The 23,102-nt window shown below is 70.4% G+C and carries 27 protein-coding genes; 26 read left to right on the plus strand and 1 reads right to left on the minus strand.

The genetic code is table 11. From position 1 onward, the window contains the following. The first annotated feature begins 83 nt into the window (after nt 1-83). The 26 genes from BX283_RS08910 to BX283_RS09045 all read left to right on the plus strand — a co-directional run bounded on the left by BX283_RS08910 (nt 84) and on the right by BX283_RS09045 (nt 21,546). Nucleotides 84-1,103, plus strand: coding sequence for a hypothetical protein (locus BX283_RS08910; RefSeq protein ID WP_257582308.1), 1,020 nt, complete (start codon nt 84-86; stop codon nt 1,101-1,103). Between the two features lie 130 nt (nt 1,104-1,233). Beyond that, the gene (locus BX283_RS08915) at nt 1,234-1,806 is read left to right on the plus strand and encodes a hypothetical protein (RefSeq protein WP_257582310.1); all 573 of its coding nucleotides are present in this window, start codon (nt 1,234-1,236) and stop codon (nt 1,804-1,806) included. 64 nt (nt 1,807-1,870) lie between these two features. After that, the gene (locus BX283_RS08920) at nt 1,871-2,617 is read left to right on the plus strand and encodes a glycosyltransferase (RefSeq protein ID WP_306822862.1); all 747 of its coding nucleotides are present in this window, start codon (nt 1,871-1,873) and stop codon (nt 2,615-2,617) included. Continuing rightward, a complete protein-coding gene (locus BX283_RS08925) occupies nt 2,617-3,162 on the plus strand; it encodes a hypothetical protein (RefSeq protein WP_101387097.1) in 546 nt (181 codons plus the stop codon). The genes BX283_RS08920 and BX283_RS08925 overlap by 1 nt, the downstream gene beginning before the upstream one ends. A gap of 13 nt (nt 3,163-3,175) precedes the next feature. Next, nucleotides 3,176-4,588 carry a hypothetical protein gene (locus BX283_RS08930; RefSeq protein WP_257582312.1) on the plus strand — a complete coding sequence of 471 codons (1,413 nt, stop codon included), beginning with the start codon at nt 3,176-3,178 and terminating at the stop codon, nt 4,586-4,588. Next, nucleotides 4,578-4,796: a hypothetical protein gene (locus BX283_RS08935; RefSeq protein ID WP_257582313.1), complete on the plus strand. Its 219-nt coding sequence runs from the start codon at nt 4,578-4,580 to the stop codon at nt 4,794-4,796. The genes BX283_RS08930 and BX283_RS08935 overlap by 11 nt, the downstream gene beginning before the upstream one ends. Nucleotides 4,797-4,844: 48 nt before the next feature. Continuing rightward, on the plus strand, nt 4,845-5,096 hold the full coding sequence (locus tag BX283_RS08940; protein ID WP_101387099.1) for a hypothetical protein: 252 nt from the start codon (nt 4,845-4,847) through the stop codon (nt 5,094-5,096). Continuing rightward, on the plus strand, nt 5,080-5,673 hold the full coding sequence (locus tag BX283_RS08945) for a hypothetical protein (protein WP_101387100.1): 594 nt from the start codon (nt 5,080-5,082) through the stop codon (nt 5,671-5,673). The genes BX283_RS08940 and BX283_RS08945 overlap by 17 nt, the downstream gene beginning before the upstream one ends. After that, nucleotides 5,670-6,938, plus strand: a complete 1,269-nt coding sequence (locus BX283_RS08950; protein WP_101387101.1) for an MFS transporter — start codon at nt 5,670-5,672, stop codon at nt 6,936-6,938. Before BX283_RS08945 ends, BX283_RS08950 begins: the two co-directional genes overlap by 4 nt. A gap of 29 nt (nt 6,939-6,967) precedes the next feature. Further along, nucleotides 6,968-7,408 carry a hypothetical protein gene (locus BX283_RS08955; protein WP_143676411.1) on the plus strand — a complete coding sequence of 147 codons (441 nt, stop codon included), beginning with the start codon at nt 6,968-6,970 and terminating at the stop codon, nt 7,406-7,408. Nucleotides 7,409-7,683: 275 nt separating this feature from the next. Then, on the plus strand, nt 7,684-7,905 hold the full coding sequence (locus tag BX283_RS08960; protein ID WP_101387103.1) for a hypothetical protein: 222 nt from the start codon (nt 7,684-7,686) through the stop codon (nt 7,903-7,905). A gap of 194 nt (nt 7,906-8,099) precedes the next feature. Continuing rightward, the gene (locus BX283_RS08965) at nt 8,100-9,242 is read left to right on the plus strand and encodes an AAA family ATPase (RefSeq protein ID WP_180357430.1); all 1,143 of its coding nucleotides are present in this window, start codon (nt 8,100-8,102) and stop codon (nt 9,240-9,242) included. Continuing rightward, nucleotides 9,239-11,038 (plus strand): hypothetical protein, encoded by a 1,800-nt coding sequence (locus BX283_RS08970; RefSeq protein ID WP_101387105.1) that lies wholly within the window; start codon nt 9,239-9,241, stop codon nt 11,036-11,038. Before BX283_RS08965 ends, BX283_RS08970 begins: the two co-directional genes overlap by 4 nt. 34 nt (nt 11,039-11,072) lie before the next feature. Beyond that, on the plus strand, nt 11,073-11,570 hold the full coding sequence (locus tag BX283_RS08975) for a hypothetical protein (RefSeq protein ID WP_101387106.1): 498 nt from the start codon (nt 11,073-11,075) through the stop codon (nt 11,568-11,570). 249 nt (nt 11,571-11,819) lie between these two features. Further along, a complete protein-coding gene (locus tag BX283_RS40020; RefSeq protein WP_143676412.1) occupies nt 11,820-12,650 on the plus strand; it encodes a hypothetical protein in 831 nt (276 codons plus the stop codon). A 551-nt stretch (nt 12,651-13,201) separates the two neighbouring features. Continuing rightward, complete coding sequence (locus BX283_RS08990) at nt 13,202-13,558, plus strand: hypothetical protein (protein WP_257584273.1); 357 nt, start codon at nt 13,202-13,204, stop codon at nt 13,556-13,558. Further along, a complete protein-coding gene (locus BX283_RS08995; protein ID WP_101387109.1) occupies nt 13,555-14,457 on the plus strand; it encodes a hypothetical protein in 903 nt (300 codons plus the stop codon). Before BX283_RS08990 ends, BX283_RS08995 begins: the two co-directional genes overlap by 4 nt. A gap of 23 nt (nt 14,458-14,480) precedes the next feature. Next, nucleotides 14,481-15,188, plus strand: a complete 708-nt coding sequence (locus BX283_RS09000) for a hypothetical protein (RefSeq protein ID WP_101387110.1) — start codon at nt 14,481-14,483, stop codon at nt 15,186-15,188. A gap of 20 nt (nt 15,189-15,208) precedes the next feature. After that, a complete protein-coding gene (locus BX283_RS09005) occupies nt 15,209-15,949 on the plus strand; it encodes a hypothetical protein (protein ID WP_101387111.1) in 741 nt (246 codons plus the stop codon). A 28-nt stretch (nt 15,950-15,977) separates the two neighbouring features. Next, on the plus strand, nt 15,978-16,388 hold the full coding sequence (locus BX283_RS09010) for a hypothetical protein (RefSeq protein WP_101387112.1): 411 nt from the start codon (nt 15,978-15,980) through the stop codon (nt 16,386-16,388). Nucleotides 16,389-17,060: 672 nt separating this feature from the next. Continuing rightward, nucleotides 17,061-17,450: a hypothetical protein gene (locus BX283_RS09020; RefSeq protein WP_101387113.1), complete on the plus strand. Its 390-nt coding sequence runs from the start codon at nt 17,061-17,063 to the stop codon at nt 17,448-17,450. Next, entirely contained in the window at nt 17,447-18,256 is an 810-nt protein-coding gene (locus BX283_RS09025; protein ID WP_101387114.1) for a DUF317 domain-containing protein, read from the plus strand. The genes BX283_RS09020 and BX283_RS09025 overlap by 4 nt, the downstream gene beginning before the upstream one ends. Nucleotides 18,257-18,301: 45 nt before the next feature. Then, nucleotides 18,302-18,661, plus strand: coding sequence for a hypothetical protein (locus BX283_RS09030; RefSeq protein ID WP_101387115.1), 360 nt, complete (start codon nt 18,302-18,304; stop codon nt 18,659-18,661). Beyond that, complete coding sequence (locus tag BX283_RS09035; RefSeq protein WP_101387116.1) at nt 18,658-19,026, plus strand: hypothetical protein; 369 nt, start codon at nt 18,658-18,660, stop codon at nt 19,024-19,026. Before BX283_RS09030 ends, BX283_RS09035 begins: the two co-directional genes overlap by 4 nt. A 106-nt stretch (nt 19,027-19,132) precedes the next feature. Further along, nucleotides 19,133-20,929 carry a type IV secretory system conjugative DNA transfer family protein gene (locus tag BX283_RS09040; protein ID WP_101387117.1) on the plus strand — a complete coding sequence of 599 codons (1,797 nt, stop codon included), beginning with the start codon at nt 19,133-19,135 and terminating at the stop codon, nt 20,927-20,929. Nucleotides 20,930-21,087: 158 nt separating this feature from the next. Continuing rightward, nucleotides 21,088-21,546, plus strand: coding sequence for a hypothetical protein (locus BX283_RS09045; RefSeq protein WP_143676413.1), 459 nt, complete (start codon nt 21,088-21,090; stop codon nt 21,544-21,546). Nucleotides 21,547-21,598: 52 nt separating this feature from the next. Here BX283_RS09045 and BX283_RS41505 read toward each other — a convergent pair whose 3' ends face one another. Beyond that, the gene (locus tag BX283_RS41505) at nt 21,599-22,987 is read right to left on the minus strand and encodes a hypothetical protein (protein WP_257582324.1); all 1,389 of its coding nucleotides are present in this window, start codon (nt 22,985-22,987) and stop codon (nt 21,599-21,601) included. Nucleotides 22,988-23,102 lie beyond the last annotated feature (115 nt).

Below are 23,102 nucleotides of genomic sequence, written 5' to 3' on the forward strand. Positions count from 1 at the left end.
GGCGGATCACCCACCCCCTTCCCCAGGAGCACCTCATTCGCCGCACCCTCCACCGATTCCCTCTGGCCATCGCCGCTGTTTGCGTGGCGCTGGCCGCGACCGCCTGCAGCAGCGGCAGCGACAGCCCCGAGGCCAAGAACCCCGCGCCGTCCGCCAGCGCCGACAAGCAGCGGGAGCTGCCGCCCGCGCTCACCAAGCAGCAGGCTCTGGCGGCGATCGACCGGTACTCGCAGGTCAATAACAAGGCCAACGCCGACGCAGACACCGCCCTGCTCGACTCCGTCGAGGACGGCCCGATGTATGCCATGTCGGTCTCCGAGTTCAAGGAGTCCGAGGGCCTGACCGCCTCCGAGCGCAAGGCGTACAAGCCGTGGGCGTACGACACGCAGAACGCCCAGCTGTACATCCCGCGGATCGCGGACGGTCAGCCGCGCTGGTTCGCCGCCGCACTCTCCGACACCCCGGGCAAGGCCCCCAGCAGGCTCGCCGTCTTCGCCGAACAGCCGCAGCACAAGCGGTGGGAGATGGTCTCCGCCGCCGACCTGTACGGCACAGACCTGCCCAAGGTCGCCCTGGACACTGACGGATACGCCACCGCCGTCGCGGCCAAAAGCAACAAGGACCTCGCCGTCGGGGCCGATCAGCTCAGGGAGGGCGTCCTGGACAACTTCGCCACCGGCGGGCAGAACTCCGGGAAGAAGACCTTCACCGAGAGCAAGACGAGCAGCCTGCAGATCAAGGTCCACGACGAGACCGTCACCCAGTACGGCAGCCAGGGCACCAGCACGTTCACCGGCGCCACCCACCGGTACGGCGACGCGTACGCGCTCAAGACCACCGACGGCGGCACGCTGGTCTTCTTCTCCCACACCCACACCCAGACCGACGCGGTCGCCCGCCACGGGCTGCAGCTCAACCCCGGCAAGGACGACCGGGCCTGGCTGCACGACATTCCGCGCAGCTCCATCCAGTACACGTTCGTCTGCAACGACGCCGCCACCGTCCCCGCGAAGTCCGCGCCCTCCACGCTACTGGCCTACACATGCGCCCGCACCGACGCCTCCGGCCCGCCGGTGAACTCCGCGTCCCTGCCCCGCGTGTAGCGCACGCCCTTCGGCGCACCGCACCTGGAACGGCCCGCGGCCGATCCTGGCGTAGAGCTGTCCGACGACGTCGGTCGCGACGCCGACCAGATCACCGCCCCCCCGGCCACCGCCACCGTTTCGAGGTTCCTTGTCCACCGGATCCTGCATTGCCCGCCCCACCGAGACCGGCTACACCGCCATATACGTCCACTTCGACGGCTACCCCAGCACGCGCCTCCCGCTGCTCCTGGCCGCCTACCAGTACCGCTTCGCCCGCGACGTCGAGGCCATGAGCGCTCACCTCATCGACCAGGTGACCATCGCCTGGGACGAGCTGGGCACCGACCTCCTCGACGGCGCCCCCACGCCGCTGCTCAAGCAGCTGGTCGGCGGGGAGAGATGGCCCAGCTGCGAGATGGACGACATCATCACCGCCGACGGCTCCCCGCCGGAGCAGGAGGTCATCACCGAAACCAACTCCGACGATCTGTCCTGGAGTTACGTCCTGCATCCCGCCAGCATCGAGGTCATCAGCTTGTACGCGCCCGACCGCGGACCGATCGTCGACTGGAACACCGACCCGCGCACCCGGTTCAGCGACCACCACTCCCTGTGGCTTCCCGGACAACCGGTGCCCGCCACCCGACCGCCGCGCACCGCGCCGCCCCTCGCCGCGCCGGCACCCGCCTCCACTCCCGCACGGCCCGCCACCCACCGCTGACTTCACACCCTCGCCTCTGGAGAACGTTCTGTCCTCGCACTCCCGCCCCGACATCACGGTCGTCATCGCCACCCGGCTGCGGCCCGAACGCCTGGGCTACCTCGCCGAACTGCACGCCAGCCTGATGCGGCAGACCGTGCCCTGGGAGGCCGTCCTCGTCCTCGACGGGGCCGACCGTGCGCTCCTGCCCGAACCGCTGGCCGCCGATGCCCGCGTCCGCGTGGTCGAACTGCCCCGCCCGGTCGGCGCTGCCGCCGCCCGCAACCTGGGCCTGCGCACCGTCCGCACCCCCCTGGTGTGCTACATGGACGACGACGATCTTGTCCCCGACGACAGCCTCGCCGTGAGGCATCAGCGGATCACCGAGACCGGCCTGGGCTGGGTCGCGGGCTGGAGCGCCGACCTGCACCCGGACGGCTCCACCACGATCTGGCGCTGCCCCACACCCCCCGGCGTGCACCAGCCCGGTGACGTGACCGGGTACTGGACCAGTCCCGACGCCCAGATCCCGCTCGGCCAGACCATGCTCCTGGCCCAGACCGACCTCGTCGTCGCCGCAGGTGGGCACGGCGGGCTCCCCGCCGGGGAAGACTTTCTGATGGTCAATGGCGTGACCAACCTTGCCGCGGGCGAACTGCTGCCGCACGTCGTCTATTTCTACCGGCAGCATTCCGCCCAGATGACCGCCGGCGGGGCTGCCGCCTACCGCGATCTTCGGGGCCCTTCACGGGAGTTCGCCTTCCGGCACGGACGTGCACTGCGCTCCACGCTGCAACACTCCCGCGCCCACGGGCAGGAGCTCGCGTCCTGATGACCTCCGGCGTCACTCAGGCGACCTTGGGCCACCTCGCCCGGCGGCTCAACGACATCGCCATGCAACTGCCCACCACCCACGCGGATGTGGACCCGAAGGCGCTCACCGACGACATCGCCCTGCTCGCCCATCACCTCACCTACGCCAGCGAACGCGCGCAGGAACGCTTCGCCGCCCCCGAGACAGTGCACCTCCCCGAGCGCCACACTCTGATGCGGCTCGCCGAGGCCATGACCGCCGTCACCCGCGCCATGGGCCACCTCACCGAAGCCCTCCACTGCGTGTCCACCGGCTTCCACCGCGAAGCCATCCCCGGGGTAGAGACCTCGCACCTGCGAGGCGGCCCCAAGGCACTGCGGATCATCGCGGCCGAGAAGTGCAGCACGGCCCGGACCCAGCTGGTCGCCACCGCCGCACAGCTCCATACGGAGGCCGGCGGCGGAGCCCAACAGCCCCGGCTGGCCACGATCGCGGTGGCACCTCGGCCCGTTCAACCCCTGTCCCCCGCGGTCACGGTCGCCGTGTCGCGAACTGCACGCTGACCACCTGGACCCCATGTCGCCCACACCCCCGACTCAGATCATCCTCAGCACCAGTCGCGCCAACGGACTCGTTGCCATCCCCTACGGCGAGGAGCACCGCCACGCCGCTCGCGCCCTGGAGGAAGCCGGATTCCAGCGGCTCCCCGGCGGCGCCTTCGCCGCGCCACTCACCGACGCAGCGGCCACCCGCCAAATCGCCAGCGCCCTGGTGCACCGCGCCTACGAGCACGGCGCGACCATCACCACCAGCCCCCGCCCCTACCTCGGGGACTTCGGCGACGCCCTCGCCGCCCGGCTGCCCGGCACCTGGAGCGCGCGCCTGGAGCTCTACTACAACCCGCTCGTGCAAGAGGACCTCATCGGCCCGCTGTGGGACAGCGGCGACCTCCTCCAGGCGCTGCTGCACGACCCCGTGCCCAGCGGGGCCGTCCTCAAGAACGGGCTGGGTACCGAACTGCTGCTGATCGAACGCCCCGGGCACAGCAGCGGCTACCTCCTGGGCGCCTTCGCGACCGAGGAGTACGACGACAACTGGGAGGAGCCGAATACGCCGCGCAGCATCGTGCTGCCGGGCGAGCCGGACCTCGCCGCCCGTGCGGTCGCCAACACGTTCCTGCCCGCCTACAGCCGGGCCCTGCACCACCGCCGTCTCGACACGGTCCTGCGCGCGCTGGACCGCATCCGCTCCGAGCACGAGACCCTGCAGGCCATCAAGGAATCCGGCCGCTACAGCGACGGCGTACCGCTCGCCGACGCCCGGATGATTCCCGAGATGGAGCGCACGTTCGCCGACTACGCCTGGCTCTCCTTCCGTGACGTGCTGGAGCACGCTCCCGTCCTGCTCAGCCGGTGCCGCCCCGCCATGACCCCCTGGCCGCAGGACGCCGCTGCACTGGACCGCCTGCGCACGGCACTCGCCGACAGTCAGGAAACGCGGGACGAGGACGCGGTGTCCTGTTCTCCGTCGACGGGTGGAAGAGAGCCCGCAGCCGCTTCGGGCTCGCCGCCCTGCCCGCGATCGAGACCTGGCTCGCCGGCAGCGAGGGGTTCGAGCGCCAGGCCCGCGCCGCTGTGCCTGGCGGACCGGTGGCGCTGGCAGCGCCGAGCCCCCGCCTGCTCACCGCCCGCCCGGCCCCTCCGGCCGTGCCCCGGTCGGCGGCGGCACGCCGCTGACCCTCGCAGAAAGGATCCGTCTTCTGTCCGACCACTTCCACTTCGCCGTCCATCCCGAACACGGCTTCGTTGTCGCCCCCACGGCGGCGGTCACCGAGCACCTGGCCGAGTGGTTCCTCATCCGCGAGCAGTTCGAGCCCGTCCCGGACCTGCCGAGCGTGTACCGGATCACCCAACCGGACCAGGACGGCCAGCGCCGCACCCGCCAGGCCGTACGGGACCTGCGGCGACACGGATTCACCGTGCAAGCTGACTACTCGCTCGACCCCGCGATCACCCCCGAGCCCGCCCGGCCGTACGTCCGCAATGGGCTGCTGGAGCGCCGCCAGCGCATCGCCCAAGCCGCCGCGGTCACCTCGCCGCAGCGCACCTCCGCGCTGTCCACGGCCCCGTCAAGGTCCGCGGCCCAACCGGTCGCCGTCCCCCTCGCCCAGCACGCCCAGCCCGCACGGGGGCGGTGAGCCTGAGCACCGAGCCCATCCGCATCGCCCGCAAGAGCGGCGGCGAAGTTGTTGTGGCCCTACGTTCTGGCCTGGGCCGAGCGTTCCTTCATCATCAGCGACCTCGCCGAACAGCACCGCCCCACCAGCCCGCCGCTGACATCCGAGGAACAGCAGCTCTGGACGGATCTGGCGCAAGCCGCGTGGCGGCGCGGCGACTTGGAGGCCGACGACGTCTGGTACAGCGCCGCCAACGAACTGATCACCCGGGGCCTATCTCGTCGAGAACGGCGAGCAGACCGTAGTGGTGCTGGCCGGTGAACTCGGCAGCGAGCAGATGCGGGTCCTCGGCCACTACGACACCGTGAACGAGGCGATCCAGGCGTCCCCGCCCGCGGTGCCGGCAGGGGTTCTGAACCAGAACTTCGCGCCCTTCGCGCCCCAGGCTCCCGCAGTGGAGGTGCCGGTCGCGAAGCTGGTCCGGCAGGTCGACGAGGCGCGGCACACCGGGGACGTCTACATGGCGCTGCTCGATGCCGTGGACGACTCCGGCCGCTCCCGCAGCCCGCTGCCCCGCCTGGCCGAACTCCTTGACCGGGCAGCATCGTTCGCCGACGCGCTGGAGACGAAGCAGGCGCAGCGCAGCGCCGCCCGCCTGTCCGTCCTCGCGCGGCAGCTGGGTGCGCTGCGAGAGGAAATCGAGTCCGCGGCCGAGGGCCTGGGGGCCGGCGTGCTGCCACCCCACCGCACGCCACGCCCCGTGTTCCACGTCCTTCCCGGACCCCCGGCACCTGCGCCCACGCCGCCCGCCGGACCGGCCGCACCCCCGCCCCTGGCGCGTCCCGCCGCCGCTAGCGGCCCCGCCCCGGGGTGCCTCACCCCAGAAAGCTCGCGTTGACCTCCACCATCGGCTCCGGCCCGCTGCTCGCGCAACGCCACGTTGCCCGCCTGCTGTTCGGCACACTGATCGGCCGGCTACCCAACGGCATGGCGCCGGTCGCGATCCTTCTCCTCGTCGCCGACCAGGGCGGACCGCTGAAGACAGGCGGGCTGCTGTGCGCGCTGTACGGCCTGGCCAGCGCCATCGGACAGCCGGTGCTGGGGCGCCTGGTCGACAGGCGCGGACAGACCGGCATCACCACGGCCGCCGTCGTGATCACCACGGCCTGCCTCCTGGCGTTGCCGTACGTCGACGCCGTCAGCCGGTCGGCGCTGGCGGCCGGCGTCGTCGTCCTGGCGGGGCTGAGCACACCCCCGTTGGAGGCAAATCTGCGCGCATTGTGGGCCACCGTGCTGCCTGATCCGCAGCGGCGGCGCGCCGCCCTCGCGCTCGATACCGGAGCCCAAGGACTGATCTACGTCGCCGGACCGCCTCTGGTCGCCGTGCTGGTCGTCCTGCGCGGGCCCGGCGCCGCCATGACAGTCACCGCGGTGCTCGGGCTGATCGGAGCGGCCCTGGTGCTCAGCGCCGCCCCGTCGCGGGCGTGGCGGCCTGCCACCGCACGAGGCGGCGGGTTCCTCGGGCCCCTGCACCATGGCGGACTGCGGCTGCTGTTCCTGGCCGTCGCCGGTGTCGGCTTCTCCTTGGGTGCGATGAACGTGTGGGCCGTGGCCATGGCCGACCGCCACGGCATGGCGTGGCTGTCCGGGCTGATCCCCGCCGCACTGTCCACCGGCAGCCTCGTCGGCGGCATCCTGTACGGCCGGCGCCGCTGGCCCGGCCGACTCGGCAGCCAACTCCTGGCCGCGGCAGTGATGTTCGTCTGCGCCTGGGCGCCGATCGCCACCAACCCCGCACCGCTCGCGGCGACCGCACTCGCCGCGCTGCCGGGCCTCTTCCTCACCGCACTGATCACCAGCGCCTTCTTGACGGTCGAGGCGTTCGCGCCCGACGGCACCCTCACCGAGGCGTACGCCTGGCTGATCGCCTCCGTCGGCGTCGGGCAGGCAGCCGGGACCGCACTGGCCGGCCTCTTCGCCGTGCAGCCCGCCCTCGGTGCCGCTCTTCCTGCGGGCGGCGCGGTGGTTGCCCTGGCCGTGCTGGCTGGTGCTCGGCGCCAGCTGTCCTCCCCGCACAGCGCCCTGTGCCGCGGCCGGCACCGCCGCAACGACACCAAGACCCGCTCCACCCGAGGCCGGCACCGCCGCGCCCGGATCGCTTAACCACCCCTGACTGAAAGGCCCTTCACCCCATGCCCCGCACCACTTCGCCCACCTGGAACTGCCACCAGGAGGCATGCGCTGCCTGCACCGCCTCGCCCCGAGACAACATGACCCTGCTGCGCTGCTCCCTCCTCGTCCTACTGGAGCACGGACGCTGGATGGCCTCCGATGACATCCCCCTTCCGCAGATCCTCAGTGCCGGCGGCGACTACCTGAACCACCTGGGCGGCCCCGACGGCGATGCTGATGTCCCGGTCCCCCCGCCGGAGCAGTGGGCCTGGATCGAGGCGGAGATGCGCCTTGCCGTGGCCCGCGCCGCCGGACTGGACGCCGTCAGCGCTCTCGACCCCCGCATCAAGAAGGTCCTGGCGAAGGCCGCTCGCCGCTCCTGGCGACACCACGTGGACCTGCTCGACCTGGCTGCCGAACAGCTCGCCGAGCACCTCCCGCAGCACACCCGTACCGCCTGAGCCCTGCAGCTCGCCGCACCGCACCCCGACATGAGGAGATCACCAGTACATGGCCGTTGTTGGTACACCCGGCTATCGGAACGTGCCGAGCTGCGGGGCGGTGAGGCCCGCCCTGGAGCATGTCGGCAGTCGCTACCCATCGTTCGTGGTCGTCCAGCCACGCACCGTTGATGTGCTGAAAGCTCCGGCCCCCCTTGCCTTCGCCAACACCCCACGGCTTTCCCACCATCACCGATAGGAGATCCGCCTTGCCCGAAGCACCAGCAGAGCCCTTCATGACGATCCGGCACACCATCACCGGCGAGATCACCACCACCGGCTACAACGCCGCCGCCCGGCGGATCCTGCTCCAGGACGGCTTCGAAGCAACGCCAGGCTGCGCCTGCCGAGCGACAGAACCCGGTACGGAGCAGACGCTCGGGCCTGCTCGGCGGCCAGCGAGCTGCTCGTCGACGGCCATCCCGTGCACCTGGACCGACCCCTCGGTCGGCCGGTGAGCGCCGACGATACGCGCCGGTTGGCCCGGTCGTCGATGTCGGCACAGTCCGTGATCCGCTCCGAGAGCGGCCAGCCTCTCCAGCGCATCGCCAACCCCGTTCGCACCCGCACCTGTTGAAGGATCCTCGTTTTGACCACACCCGGAACGCCTACCGGTCCAGCGCGCACCAAGGGCGGCGAACTACGGGCCAAGGTGGCCCGACTGCTGGCCGACAGGCCAGCGGACACGCTCACCATCGGGGACATGGCCAGGCAGCTGGGCCACTCCCACGGCGCCGTCCGCAACGCCGCCCTCACCCTGGTGCGACGCGGCGAGGCCGACCAAGGCGGAAGTGGACAACCGGAGTTCCGCGCGAACGCGAAGACCGCCGCAGCCGCGCAGAGGGCTGTGATCAGCCCACCGGGCACCCACTCTCCCCGCGCCCAGGCGGCCACGGCCCGCACGACCATTCCCGCAGCAGCCACGCCCCGGCAGACCGGCCCGATCCGCCGCGCGGGGGGCCAGATCTACCACCCCCGGGAGCTGGCCGATCTGCCCGACGTCGAGGCGCTGAACCGTCTGCGCGACGCCGACGTGCCGGTGCTGCTCTACGGCCCTCCGGGCACCGGCAAGACGTCGTTGGTGGAGGCAGCGTTCCCGGACCTGCTCACCGTCGCCGGTGACGGCGACACCACGGTCGGCGACTTGATCGGCGAGTACACACAGGACGACGCGGGAGCCTACGTCTTCCAGTACGGGCCGCTGGTCACCGCGATGACCGAGGGCCACGCCCTGCTGATCGACGATGCCACCTTGATCTCACCCAAGGTCCTGGCGGCGCTGTATCCCGCAATGGACGGGCGCAGGCAGATCCAGGTCAAGGCCCACAAGGGCGAGACCATCAAGGCCGAGCCGGGCTTCTACGTGGTGGCGGGCCACAATCCCGGCGTCCACGGCGCGGTGTTGACGGAGGCGCTCGCGAGCCGGTTCAGCGTGCAGATCCAGATCGGCACGGACTATGACCTCGCCCTGGCGCTGAGGATCGATGCCCGGGTGGTCCGGGTCGCCCGACACCTCGCCCGCCAGGTCGAACTCGGCGAGCTGGGCTGGGCCCCCCAACTGCGAGAGCTGCTCAGCTACCAGAAGACCGAGGCCGTCCTCGGCACCAAAGCAGCCCTCGCAAACCTGGTCGGCATCGCCCCTGTGGAGGATCGCGGCGCCGTCGCCGCTGCCGTCATCAAGGCTGCCGGCGTCAAGGAGATCGCGCCCCTCACCCTCGGCAAGCAGCTGTCCGCCTCGGCCGTCCGGCAGCCCGCGGGCAGCACCGGCTCCGCGCACCGGGGCCGCTCGCGATGAGCGCCCACCGCCACGTCCAGTCCCCCGCCACCGCGCCGGACGTCGACGCCGACCTCGCGCGCTGGGACGACGACGGCGCCCCGCCCCCGCAACCCCGTTCCTCCCCGGCCGCGTGGCTGCGCGTGGGAGCCGAACTCGGCGATCGGCTGGTCGCCCTCTCCGGCCGCCAGGACCTCCTCGTCACCTGCCGCCCCGGCACCCGCAGCGGCGCACCGGCCGCGTTCTTCCCCACGCTGGGTGAGGTCGAGTTCGATGCCGGCCTCTTCGCCCCGCTTAAGCCCCACGAGATCCATCCGCGGATCGTGGGCGACGAGGAGCGGTATCCCGCCGCCTGGGGAGTGTTCGTCCACGAGGCCGCGCACGCGGCCCACTCCGTCTGGGCGGAGCCTGCCGGAGCGGACCCCCGTGTCGTCGAGGCAGCGCTCCTGCTGGAGGAGAGCCGTGTCGAAGGCGCACACCTCATCGCGCGGCCCACGGACCGCACGTACCTGCGCACCAGTGCCCGAACCCTGGTCATGCCCGACATCGCCCACCCCACCCTTAAGGGCATCGAGCACGCCGCCGCCGTGGCGGCCCTGATCCTCGGCCGCCGTGACGTCGGCATCCTGGACGCCGGCGAGACCCGGGCCGTCGCCGACCTGTGCGAAAAGGTGCTGGGCGCCAACCTGCTGGCCACACTCACCCGCATCTGGACCGCAGCCCACCAGTGCGCCGACCACGACGCCACGGCCATGCTCGCGCACGCAAAAGAATGGTGCGACGCTTTGGACGCCGCGGCCCCGTCCCTGCCCGTGCCGGAGAACCTCACCGATCTGCTGTCCGGCGCCGTGGGGGTCGTCATGGACAGCGCGGCAGCCACCGACGCCGCCGACCTCGCGGCACAGACCGCAGCGACCAACGCCATGGCCACCCGGTCAAGGGCACAGGCCAACGACCGTGCCCAGCAGGTCAGTCGGCGACGCCAGGCCGCCGCCACCGCGAGGTCCGTCTTCAACTCCGGCGGCGGCACCGTCACCCCCGACGGCACACCCGCGCCCTACAGCAACCCTGTCACTGGCACCCGCCGGCCTACCACCGCTGAGAAGAGTGCCGCAGCTCGCCTGAGCCGCGCGCTGCGGGCCGCGGCCTACCGCGAGCGGACCGAGGAGCGGACCACCAGCCCCACCCCGCCCGGCCGCCTCAACATGCGCGCGGCCCTCGCCCGCGACGCTCAGCGCGCGGCCGGGTCGGTCCCCACCGCGGAACCGTTCACCCACACCCGCCGCCGGAACTCCCCCACCCCACCGCTGCGTGTGGGTATCGCCGTTGACGTCTCCGGCTCCATGCGTGCCGCCTGCGCGCCCGTCGCGTCCGCTGCCTGGATCGTGGCACGCGCAGCAGCCCTGACCGACCCCGACTCCCTTACCGCCACCATTGCCTACGACACGCATCTGACCGCGCTGACCCGACCCACCCACCGAGCACCAGAGCGCGTGACAACGTTCGGTGCCAACGGCAGCAGTCACAACCTCGGCGACGCCATCGACGCACTCGACCACGGCCTCGAACTCAGCCGCCCCGGCGCCGGCCGCCTCCTCGTGATCGTCACCGACGCCATCTACACCCCTGACGAAACCGCTCAAGCCGTCACCCGCGTCAAGCAGCTCACGACCGCCGGCTGCGCCGTACTCCAACTCACCCTCGCCGCGAAGTCCCACCACTTGCCGGGGACCACCTTGCTGCACCTTCCCCGGCCCTCCAGCGCTCCCGCCGCCATCGCCACGGCGGCCACAGACGCCATCCGCAGGACACGCTGAAACGACACAGAAGACAGAAAGCAGGAACAACCACGTGGCAGTTCGATCGTCCTATGAAGTTGTCCACGCCTGTGGGCACACCGTCACCCACAACCTGTCCGACCGCCCCGCCGACAAGCGGGCCTCCTTCGCCCGCTGGCTCGCCTCCAAGGACTGCACCAACTGCTGGAAGGCCGCCCGCGACAATGACAGCGCGGGCAAGGCGGAGTGGCTCGCCGCCCGTCGCGCCGCCGAACAGCAGGCGGCTGCCGGCTGGGCCGCCCAGTTCGACATGCCCGCCCTTGAAGGCCCCGAAAGGGCTCTGGAGTGGGGGGAACGCTCCCGCCACCAGCTGGTCACCGCCGCCTACACCGCGCTGGTCACCGAGGGCACCTGGGACGAGGCGGACTGGGCCGCCCTCGAAGAGAAGATCCGCACGATCACCCGCGCCGGGTGGTGGATCGACCAGCGGGACGCCGAAGGAACCGATCTTCCCGAGCTTCTCGACGCCGCCACCGAGGCCGATCGCGGCACGGAGAACCCCTTCCGCTAGGACTTGTCCGGCCGATCACGTCGGGCTGCTCGGCTTTACGGCTCAGGAACGACGGTCAGCCGAAGGTGATCGACGCCGTCGAAGTCCTCGGCCTGGACTTCGATGGCTGAGGTGTCCAAGCGAAAGGTGAAGTGAGCTGTTCCCGTCCTCACCTGCCCTGTCCACGCCATCGGTGCCGCCAGGCATCGTGAAACATCGGCAGTTAACATGAAAGTAAATTCACCTCACGATAGTTGAGGGGTTAATAAAATGGGCTGGTCGGAATGGCGTAAGGTCGCCGACGGATACACCATCCTCGCCGCTACTTACGAGCCCTGGAACAAGCAACATCTGTTCGCCGCACATGACGGCGCCGTCTACCACCAAGGAGACTGGGCCGACGACTCGTGGGACAAATTCGATACCCCTCCCAACGGCTGGGCATGGGGACTGAGCGCCGCGTCCTGGGACAGTAGCCGACTCGATGTCGTCACGAACTCCAACGCGGAGCCGTCGCACAGGTACCGTCAGAATTTCCCATTCAATGAATGGTCCCCCTGGACCTCGCTGGGCGGGATAATCGGACATGCTCCGACCATCGACTCCGAGAAACCCGGGCAATTGAACATGTTCGCCATCGGGAAGGATCTCGGTATGCATCACCGCTGGTACGTCAACAACCAGTGGTCGTGGTGGGAGCCGCTAAGTGGCGACTCCTTCGCATGGGGTCCTACGTCGTGCAGCTGGGGGCCCGGCCGCCAGGACGTCTTCTGCCCCCGAAGCTATTCCTACCGCAACAGCGTCTGGCACAAGTGGTACGACAACGGCTGGTCCGGTTGGGAAAACCTAGGAGGGTCCACTGCCATCCGCCCCGCCGCATGTTCGTGGGGCCCCGGTCGCATCGACTTGTTCATCAGCGGCGACGACAGGAAGATCTACCAAAAGACCCTCGAAGGCGGTCACTGGTCCGACTGGATATCGCTGGGCGGGATCGTGTATGAGGAAGCACGGGGGATCGCTGCCTGCGCGGGCAAAGGAGGGCCCCTCCGCATCTTCCATACGGGGACTGACCGTGCCCTTTATCAGAAGCAGTGGATATAGCCCTGAGACCGCATTTTAGATCTCGGCTGGGGCGGCACAGGCGTGCCGAAAGCCGGTTGAGTTCTGTCGCTGCGTCCCCCTTTAGGGCGGGCGCTGGCGGTGGTTCGGTGCGGGAGCGGATCTTCGTCACGCAGCGACGTGCCTGCTGGCTCAACCTGCAAGAAGGCTGGTGGCGCCTCTTCCGCAAGACCGCGCTGGCCAGCCATTCCTTCTGCAACCCCACGACATCGCCCACGCCACCGAGCTGGCCACTGCCCAGCTCAACACCCGTGCCCGCCCCTGGAGCTGGGGACGACCAGCGCCTCCCACCCGCACACGCAGGCGTCGCTATGTGTACGTCCTATGAGGAACGCAGCACTAGGGAGCCGGCGGGCACGTCGGGGCAGGCGAGGGATGCCTTATACCCCACGATCCCCGGTTAGCGAAACCGGGGATCGTCCGGACCATTGTCCTTCCACCGCCACCCCGTGCCGTTCGTGGAAGGACCCCTCGTGCCCGAAGTTGTTCGCCCGCCCTACGTTCCCGACGACATCCTCACGCCCAAGAGGGACATGCCCCATGGCCACTTCCGGCCCGGCGACCAGGTCGTCATCCTCAAGGGCGTGGCCGGCGGGGAGCTGTGGGGCGATGCCATGACGGTGGTGACCCCGTCCTGGCACACACCCACCGACGAGGACGGGTGGCGGCTGCGCGACCCCAACGGCGGGCGGCAGACCTTCGTCACCGCCCACCCCCGCTACCTGGTCCACCTCTCGCGGCGCTGCCCCGACTGCCTGATCTACCTGCGCGCCCTGGAGGACTACCTGATCCCGAAGTTCACCGACGCGGGCCATGTGATCGACTGCGCCTGGTACTTCACCACCGACAAGAACCAGGTCGTGCACATCGCCGATCGGGGCGGCAGGTGATCCCGTACATCCACGAGGCGGAGTTCTTCCCCTCCATCGCGCTGTCGGCGGCGCTGGACCGGCCGGTCGCCGAACAGGACGTGCTGGGGGATCTCGTGGTGGCCAGCGCGCCCCTGGACTCCAGCGTCGCCGCGGGCGGGATAGAGGAGTGGATGTTCGCCGACTGGGAGGATTACCTCCTCGCGCCGGTGAGCCTCCACCCTTACGCCGCCGGGCCGAACGCCAACGATCCCGAGATCTTCCACATGGCCATCCGGCTGCACCCCGCCGACCGGGACCTGCACCCGCCGGAGTGGGCGGAGATCGCCCAGCGTCTGACCCGCGTCGCCGGTCTCGCACCCGCCGGGAATGAGCACGCCTGCCGCTGGGTGGCGCTGCAGGCCCGCCCCGGCCGACTCGACGTGATCGCCAACCTCATCCGCAGCGACGGCGCCTGGGCCCGCCAGCCCTACCCGCTCGCCCGGACGCTCATGGTGGAGTGCCGGCGCATCGAGGCCGACCTCGACCTGGTGCCCGCCCAGCCCCACGGCGGGCGCCCGCCGACCGCGCAGCTGTCGGCCCAACGCCCGCTGCTGTCACGGGCGGTGGCGGACCAGTCCCCGTCATTCGTCGCCGCCCAGCTCGCCACGCTGATGTGCCAGCTCGCGGATGAGACCAACGGCCCGATCGCCTCGGTCCGCGGCCTGGTCGAACAGGCCGCCCACCGGCTGGAGGAGCTGCCCCACGCCTACGGGCCCGGCGCGGCCCACCGGCTGGAGTGGATCGCCCGGCGCCTGCACGGCATCCAGCAGGACCTTGAAGCCACCGCCGCGGATCTGCCCGGAGCAGGCCAGCGTGCCGCCCTGGTCCCCATCACACCGCCTGCACCTCACGCGGCGCCCGCGCGCCGCTCCCGCTGAACACCCCCCAGAAAGTCCTGCCCTTGGCCCTTGCCGACCGCTACCTGACCCTGCAACGCGACGTGCATTCCGGCGAAGTCCTCGCCCGCGGCGGCGACCCGGAAGCGCACAGCATCCTTGAGCGCACCGGCTTCGTCCCCGTGGTCCGCGTGCACGAGCACTACCACCGGCTGCCCACCGGCCTCGACGAAGCTGAGGAGGAACGTCTCGCCACCCGGGCCGTGGCCCGGCTGCGCGCAGTCCAGTACCACGTCGCCTGCGACACGGCGTTCGAGACCGACCTGCGCGAGGCGCACGACCTCCCCCTCGGCGCCTTGGTCGCTCACCAGGCCGAACGCATCCGGCAGGCGACCACCACCGAGGACGTCGCGGACGCGCTGACCGAACTCACCGCCGCCCACGACGGCGTCCTTGCCGCCCTCGACGAGATCCTCACGGCCACGGCCGAGTTCCACCTGGGCCTCGGCGGGCCAGCCGACATCGCCACCGCCGCCCGGCTGCGCCACCTCGCCGAAGGCCGCCTGGACGTCATCCGCGCCGACCTGGCCGCCGTACGCACCGACCTGGCCGACCGGCACGAACCGCACCCGCAACGGAGCGTGTGCAGCGCCGAGGTCGGGCCGAACGAGCGCGAAGCCTCCGCCGTCTGTGGCTGCCCGCCCCCGCTCCGGACCACCCCAACGCCCAGCCCGCCGCCCGCTCTCCCGGCCCCCGCCGCACGGCGGCGCTGATCCCCATCCCCGAGGAACCCATGCACGACCACACCCCCGCCCCCGATCTCGCGTCCTTCGCCATCGCCCTCGCCGACGAACTCCCCGGCAACTGGACCAGCGAGCACCAGATACACGAGCAGTACCCCGACCAGTTCGCCCGCGCCGAACACGTCTGGGACATGAACCTTCTCGCCCACGCGATTGCCGAGCACGTCCTGGACCAGGACGCGGTCCTCACCCGCGACGACGGCGCCCGCCTGTACGTCATCGCGCGCCCACGCAGCGGCGAGGAGTTCCTCGTCGGCGCCATCGCCCCACCCGGCCTCCCCGCGGAAGCCTTCCGCGCCGTACGAGAGCCCGACGGCATCGTCGTCCCCGACAACCCGGTCCAGGCCGCAGCCGATATCACCACCGGCCTGCTGCCCCGGTACGACAAGGCGCTCGCCCAGGTCCACGACCATGCTGCCCGTCTCGCCCCGGCCGCGCCCCCGGAACTGGTGGTGATCACGCTGACCGGCCGGGACTTCCACGTCGCCAAGCCCGAAAGCCCTGATGCCGCCCAGATCCTCACCGCCAACGGCTGCGTCTACGACCAGGACCAGGACGTGTTCGTGCTGTCCGGCAAGGACACCGCCGCACAGGCCCAGGCCATCCAGCGCGCGGCAGCGCAGCTGGACCGGCTCGGCATCGGCGTCAGCGTGCGGCTCCCGCAGTCCAAGCCCGCCCTGGAGACCGCCCCGGTTACGGCCCCGTCCAAGTCGCCTGCCCGACGGCGATAGCCCCGACAGATAGGGAGAAGGCTCGCCCGTGGGCAACAGAGCCGACGACTACGGCAGCGATGTCGAGATCTACCGCAAGCCCCTGACCGACACGATCTATGCCGAGACCCCCACCGGTGCGCCCGAGCAGCTCCTCGCGCTGCTCGACGCCCTCGGCCTGGAACGCAAGACCGTGACCACCGCCGGACCCGTCTACGTCTGGCACGAAGTCCCCGAACACCTGGACGAGGCCGAGCAAAAGCAGGCCGCCACCCGGGCCATCCCCTCCCTGCTCCTGGCCGGATACGTGGTCAACATCCCCGACGACCTCTTCGACCCCGCCGCCTACCAGGAAGCGGTCGCCGACATACGCAACCACCGTCACCCCACCGCCGCACCCTCGGCCAGGGCCCGGCCCGCGCCCACCGCCCCGAGCCGCGCCCGCCCCGCCCGGCGGTGAACCACAACGCCCCGGAACACCCGCCCATGACGCTCGCCGACGAACACGACGTCGACGTGCTGATCTACCACCGCGACGGCACCGTCTACGTCGACAGCCGCACCGGGGCCCCCGAACACCTCCTGGGGCTCCTCGATGGCCTCGGCCTCGACCGCCACTGCATGCCAGAAGAGAACGACGCATGGCATCAAGTCCTCGAGCGCTGGGGGGAGATCGCCATGAAGGAGATGGCCGACCGCGCCGTTCCCCTGCGGACCGGCTCCGGGTACCGCATCGCCATCGACACCGTCTTCGGCGGTACCGCCGGGCAAGCCCGCCGTCGCAGCACGGCCGTCGCCGCCCCCATCCGCTGCGGCGCCACCTGCCGCAGGACGCCACCGCTCGCGCCGCTCCCCGTAACCGTCCACCGGCCGGCCCCCGCCCCGGGGGCCGGCCCCGCTACCCGAGAGAGATCCCCATCCCCGCGCACGACCGCACACCCCCGCCCATCACCACCAGCAGAAATCCGCGCCTGGCCGCGGCCCTGTTCCGCCGCTACCTGCGCGCCGTCGCTGTCGGCAGCCGCGAACGGTCCATCCCTGTGGCCGGCGCCCGGCCAGAAGCCGTCCTCAGCGAAGCCCACCGCCTCGGCCGACGCAGCTGATCATCCCTCTCCCTCGCCCCAGGAGGCCCATGACCGACCCGTCCAACTCCCCTGCACACCTCGCCAAGGACATCGCCTTGCGCTTGAGGGTCCTGGACGAGTACCTCACCGAGGCGACCCCGCGCCAGGCTGCCGAGATCCTCAGCGAGGTCCTCGACATCGACAACGGGCTCCTGACCGGAGTGACCCACCTGGTGGAGACCGGGTCCCGGTTCGCCCAGAGCCAGGCCCACCGCGGGATGCTCCCGCCCGTGGTGTGGCTCGCGATGGGCCGGGCCGCCAACGAACTCCACAGCGTCGGCATGGATCTTGACGAGCACGCCGAGGCCATCGAGCAGCTCGGGACACCGCCCACCACGGCGAGCACCCTGCCGCCCACGCCCGTCGCCTCCGCCATGGTCGTCAGGAGGAGCCGGTGAAACAGCAGCAGTGGACCGGCTGGGGCCCCAACGCCCAGCAAGCCGAACAGCACTACCTGGTCGAGCCCCGCTACCTCGCCGGCGGCGGCGACATCCGCTACGTCAGCGAGTTCCTGCGCGCCTCCGGCTGGAATGACAAGTCCAAGACCGGCGGGCCGCTGGTCTTCGACAGTCCGGACAAGTCGATCCGCATCGGATACGACCCGCACGTCCAGCCCGGCGGCTGGACGATCTCCGGGAAAGCCGCTCCCGGCCAGGAAGCCTGGCACGCGACCTTCACCCGCCAGGTGCCCGTCGAGATCGTCGCCGGATTCACCGACGCGCTCACCCGCCCCCGCTCCGCACACGCCCCCAACGTGTGGGCACCCCTGCAAGAACAGCGCTGGACAACCGAGCAGGGCCAGCACGTCACCGCCATGAGCCCCGACGGCGGCGCCTGGCTCCAGTTCCACCAGTCCAAGCCCGGCGAGGCGCACTGGTGGGCCGGCGCCCGCAACGAGCACGGCCGGGTCTGGGACGCCCACTTCACCCTCTCCACCCCGATGCACCTCGTCGAAGCCTTCAGCGCCGCGCTGGCCGACCCGCAGCAGGTCATGCGCCCGCGCGGACATGTGCCGCCCTCCACCCGCATCCGCACCACCTCCGTGTCGGTACGGCCCGAGGAACTGTCCGCCTGGCAACAGGCCCGCGTCCGAGCCGCCCGCGCCGCCACCTGGGCCCGCAACTCCTGGGCCACCACCCGGCCCCGACGCCAGACGCCCACTCCCGGCCCGTACGCCCAGGCAGGCGCCCGCGCCCGCCGCTGACCACCCCTCAAGCCATCCCCGGCCTCAAACCGAAAGCACCCCGACTTGCCCCACCTCACCCCCGATGCCCCCACCCCCGACCAGATCCGTCAGGCCACGAGCACCCTCGCCGACCTCGCGGCGTACCTGCGCACGCATCCCCCGCTCACCGACGCGCTGCCACTGCTCGCGCCGCTGCTCGACGAGGACGACGGCGTCCCGATCCTGCTCGGCAACGCCCTGCGCTGCACCGAGCACCTCGTCGGCCAACAGGCCGCGTTCCCTCCGCCCGACGAGACCCGCCTGATCCTGGAAGCCTTCCGTGAAGCCGCCCAGGAAGTCACGGACTGGCACGTACTGCACTGGGACGTACAGCGCCTGAACGCCCAGAACACCGGCCACACCGCTCCAGCGAGCGGCCGATGAGCCCCGCCCGGCGTGCACCGAGCGCCGACGAGATCGCCGAGGCACTCCACGTCCTGGACGAGGTCGACGAGTATCTCCGTCAGCCCTCGTCACTCGGCGAAGCCCGCAGGGTCCTGGCCCAGGTCCTCGACGAGGAGGGCGGGGTACCCATGGCCCTGGGCAACATCCTGCGCTCCACCGCCGGCCTCATCGAGGGATACGCACTCGGGCCATGGCCCGTCGAGATCCGTCACATCATCGCCCGGATGCGAGCCGCCGCCCCCGAAGTGACCGACTGCCATGCGCTGCACCAAGACGTCCGCCGCCTGGGCAGTCATGAATTCGACCGCCTTCGCGCTGGAACGCCGCGCCACCGCCCTCGCTAAGCGGCGCACCCCTCCGCCAGCGACGGTGCCCGGCCCACCGAGCGAGCCCAAGCCACGCCGGGCCCGCTGACCTTCCAACGGCCAACTTTCCTCTGGAACCGCCCTCTTGCCCCAACCCTCCTCCACCAAATCGACCGACGCGACCGACATAGCCTTCACGGTCCTTCTCGGGGTGCTCGCCGTCGGTGTTCCCCTGTCCAATCTCGCCTGGCTCGGCGGGCAGATCACCGTCTGGGCCACCGACTCCGGGCCCGGCGCCCCCTATCAGCCCGTACAGGCCCTGCTGCATCCCGATCAGCTGTGGCCCACCCTGGGAGAAACGTCCCTCCTGCTCGGCACGCGCATCCTGCCCGGCGCCGCACTGCTCGTCCTGGGCATCACCGCCGCCGTCCTCTACAAACGCCACAAGGGCGGCAGCGGTGGGCGCAAGAAACGCGTCGCCGGGATGGCCCAGCGCAAGGACATCGAACCGCTGATGTCCCAGGCCATCACGGACAAGGCCCGCTCCCTGCGCCCGAGCCTGAAGGACGCCAAACACATTGAGGCCAAGGACACCGGCATCCTCCTCGGCAACCTCCAAGGCACCAAATACGAGGTGCGCATGGGGTACGAGGACGTCGCTGTGGCCATCATGGCGCCCCGCTCCGGCAAGACCACATCGCTGGCGATCCCCTCCATCCTCTCCGCGCCCGGCCCGGTCCTACTCACCTCCAACAAAGCCGCGGGCGACGCCTACACAACCAGCATCGACGCGCGAGCAGCCGTCGGCCGAACATGGTCGATGGACCCCCAACAGATCGCTCATGCAGCCCGGGAGATGTGGTGGAACCCCCTCGCCGACGCCAAAACCCTTGACGGAGCCGGCCGGTTGGCCGGGCACTTCCTCGCCGCAAGCGTGGACGCGAGCCAGCAGGGCGACTTCTGGTCCAAGGCCGGCAGCAACATCCTCAGCCAACTCTTCCTCGCCGCCGCGCTCGACGAGCGCCCCATCACAGACGTCATGCAGTGGCTCGCCTTCCCCGCCGACCGGACCCCGCTGGACATCCTGCGCGACCACGACTTCGCCGCCGTCGCAGCCCAGCTCAGAGGCACCGTGGAAGGTCCGCCCGAAACGAGGGACGGCATCTACGAGACCGCCAGGCAGTACGCCGCGGCCCTCCTCAACAGCGAGATCGCCCGCTGGGTAACCCCGCAGAAGGACGTGCGGGAGTTCAAGCCAGGCGACTTCGTCACCTCGAAGGACACGCTCTACCTGCTGTCAAAGGACGGCGGAGGCGGCACCAGCGCCCTGATCGCCGCGTGCGCGGACTCGGTGATGCGGGCCGCGACCGCCCAGGCCGAGCGCGCCGGCGGACGCCTGGACCCGCCGATGCTCGCGATCCTCGACGAGGCCGCCAACGTGTGCAAGATCAGCGACCTGCCAGACCTCTACTCCCACCTCGGCAGCCGCGGGATCATCCCGATCACGATCCTGCAGAGCTACCGCCAGGGTCAGAAAGTCTGGTCGGACGCGGGCATGGACGCCATGTGGTCCGCCTCTACGATCAAGGTGATCGGGAGCGGAATCGATGACCCGGACTTCGCCGACAAGCTGTCCCGCCTGATCGGCGACCACGACGTGGAGACCACCTCCACCTCGACGTCCGAGTCCGGGAAGAGCACGTCGGTGTCGATGCGGCAGGAGCGGATCCTGGCCGCCGACGCGATCCGCGCCCTGCCCAAGGGCACTGCGCTCTGCTTCGCCACCGGCATGCGCGCCGCCATGCTCGACCTGCGCCCCTGGTATCTCGAACCCGGCGCCGACGAGCTGTCCGCCGCCTCCGCCCGCGCGTCCAAGGGCATCACCGCCCGCGCCGTCGCCAAGGCCGCCCCGAAACAGTCCCACTACGGCCCCGCCGCATAGCCCTCCCCGGTGGTTACTCACGGCTGCTTGGCCATCCGACGTCCCTCGCGGAACCACAACCTGCCACATCCCCTTGGTGCCTACGTGTTCCGCCTGGATAGCGGTGAGGCCGCCCTAGGATGCTGGGCAGGCAGGATCAGTTGACTGTGAGGACACGCATGGCCGCGATGATCAAGCGCCAGGAGTTATCGGTGTACGTGGAGCACTACAGCATCTGTCTCGAAGACCGTGACACCAGCTGGATGCCCCACCCCTTCCCGGACGAGTACGACCCCGGCGTGTTCCTGAATCCGTTTCCGGGCCGTCTGGACATCCGCAGTGCCGGTCACACGCACACGGCTCATTTCACCGTGGAGGTGTGGGACGGCCCGCCGTCCGAACCCGAGGGCGACTGGGATGAACGCGATACCGCCTCTCTCCACTGTGTCTCGGGCCAGCTTCGTCTGCACGGCACGAGCGGCGGGCCGGCCACCGATGACGTACACCTCCCGCAGGCTCCGGCCACCTGGCAGGTGCGTCTGCTGTGCACTGGCCGCTCCGCGGTAGCCGCAGAGACACTGCGCCGTGCGGCCCACAACGTGGAGCGGTACACGGCGCAGTTCTGGCCCGCCGCATGACCGCACGGGGCCGGTGCGCTGCCGCACCGGCCCCGGCCGTCACCAGTGGTGCTCAGTGCGTGATCTGCACCCAAAAGCCGTCGTCAGGACCGTCGATGACCCGGTTCTTGTTGTAGAAGTCCAGCAGGAGATTCCCCCCAGCCCCGTTCTCGGTGCCGGGGACGGGCATGACGCTGAAGTTGTCCTTCAGCTGGTGCGGGTCGTAGTCGCCCGCGGCCGCTCCCTGATAGGTGCTCTGGAACGGGTACTCGTCGCACTCATCGCCGTTCTTGGCGTAGTCGTCGCCGAAGTACTTCAGGCAGTTGTACCGGGACTTGTTGTAGTTCGCTTCCCTGCGCTTGGTGTCGTTGTAGAGCCGGGACAGCGGGTCGCCGGGGTTTTGACCCGGGACCTTCTTGGTGGCACTCGGCGGCACGGTCGAGCCGGGGTTGGTGAACGCCTTCTCTATGTGCCGGGCCACGCCGCGTTCCGGCGCGTTATCCGCCGCGCTGTACACGAGGGGCGTCTGGTAAGCGAGGCTGGCTGCGCCGGTGTTCGAGTTGGGGAGGTAGGGCGCCTTGTCCCACCGCAGGGCGAGCCAGAAGGGTTCCCCGCCGGTGGCGCCGTCCAGCTTCCAGGCCAGCGGAGGCTTGATCTTGAAGGAGGGCTGGTAGATAGCGCTGATCAAGTCCACCGCCCCGCCGTTGCCCTGCCCCGCCGAGGCATTCACGGTCTGACTGAAGGTGCCATTGCTACGCAGGGCCACCCACGGCTTCGTGACCGGAAGCTGTGTGCCGCCCCAGCTGTACTGGACACTGGCAGGCCAGCTCTTGGCTATCGCCGCCGAGGTCTCGATGCCGGTGGTCGTGATCCCCGTCTCCCCGCTGGAGAGCATGTCGGTGAACTGGTAGGTGAGCTGGATCTCCCGGCTGACGGATGGGACCGTCGCGATCACGATGACGTTGAAGTGACTCTGTCCAACCGGCTTGCCGCGCTGAAGCCAAGTCTGGTTGAACGTCGCGCCCGAGCAGACCGCGTAACGGGACTTGACGAAGAACTTGTTCGTCGTGCCCAGACCTGCCACACACTCCGCTGCGGTCATCGTGCGCGGCGGATCCGGCAGGGACACCGCCCCCGCCACTCCTTGCCTCTCCACGGGTGCGGGATGCCCGGACTCACGCCGCGCACGCGGAGCGAACGAGGCCGCGGGTCCCACCGTCTCCTTGGCGAGCCGCGCCTGCATGTCACCGTCGTCGGCTAACGCGCGCAGCTCTGCCAGCCCCTGGCCGCTCTTCAGCTCCGCAAGGGAGGGCGTGTGGGCACCGTAGGGCAGGACGTAGGTGTCCACCCGCTGGTCGAGCGGTACGCCGTGAGCCGCCACCGGAGCCGCCAGCGGCCAGACCAGCACGGAGGCAGCCAGCGCCATTGTGCAGGCACGCGCGTTTTTGAGGAATCGTTTCATCGTCCCCCCTGGACGTAGGAATTCCGCCCTCACAAGGAGCGGCAGACATCATGCCTATCAGCCCCGGCCGCTAAGCCCGAACGCGCTTGTTCTGTTTGGCGCGATCACCGTCGCA

It is taken from the genome of Streptomyces sp. TLI_146, assembly GCF_002846415.1.
In the GTDB taxonomy this organism is placed as follows: Bacteria; Actinomycetota; Actinomycetes; order Streptomycetales; family Streptomycetaceae; genus Streptomyces.

Excerpts from the sequence above, each read along its gene's own strand:
- BX283_RS09045 (WP_143676413.1), top strand. The coding sequence starts at position 21,088 with ATGGCCGCGATGATCAAGCGCCAGGAGTTATCGGTGTACGTGGAGCAC.
- BX283_RS08960 (WP_101387103.1), top strand. The coding sequence starts at position 7,684 with ATGACGATCCGGCACACCATCACCGGCGAGATCACCACCACCGGCTAC.
- BX283_RS41505 (WP_257582324.1), bottom strand. The coding sequence starts at position 22,987 with ATGAAACGATTCCTCAAAAACGCGCGTGCCTGCACAATGGCGCTGGCT.
- BX283_RS08925 (WP_101387097.1), top strand. The coding sequence starts at position 2,617 with ATGACCTCCGGCGTCACTCAGGCGACCTTGGGCCACCTCGCCCGGCGG.
- BX283_RS08990 (WP_257584273.1), top strand. The coding sequence starts at position 13,202 with ATGCCCCATGGCCACTTCCGGCCCGGCGACCAGGTCGTCATCCTCAAG.
- BX283_RS40020 (WP_143676412.1), top strand. The coding sequence starts at position 11,820 with ATGGGCTGGTCGGAATGGCGTAAGGTCGCCGACGGATACACCATCCTC.
- BX283_RS08955 (WP_143676411.1), top strand. The coding sequence starts at position 6,968 with ATGCCCCGCACCACTTCGCCCACCTGGAACTGCCACCAGGAGGCATGC.
- BX283_RS09005 (WP_101387111.1), top strand. The coding sequence starts at position 15,209 with ATGCACGACCACACCCCCGCCCCCGATCTCGCGTCCTTCGCCATCGCC.
- BX283_RS09020 (WP_101387113.1), top strand. The coding sequence starts at position 17,061 with ATGACCGACCCGTCCAACTCCCCTGCACACCTCGCCAAGGACATCGCC.
- BX283_RS08970 (WP_101387105.1), top strand. The coding sequence starts at position 9,239 with ATGAGCGCCCACCGCCACGTCCAGTCCCCCGCCACCGCGCCGGACGTC.
- BX283_RS08930 (WP_257582312.1), top strand. The coding sequence starts at position 3,176 with ATGTCGCCCACACCCCCGACTCAGATCATCCTCAGCACCAGTCGCGCC.
- BX283_RS09035 (WP_101387116.1), top strand. The coding sequence starts at position 18,658 with ATGAGCCCCGCCCGGCGTGCACCGAGCGCCGACGAGATCGCCGAGGCA.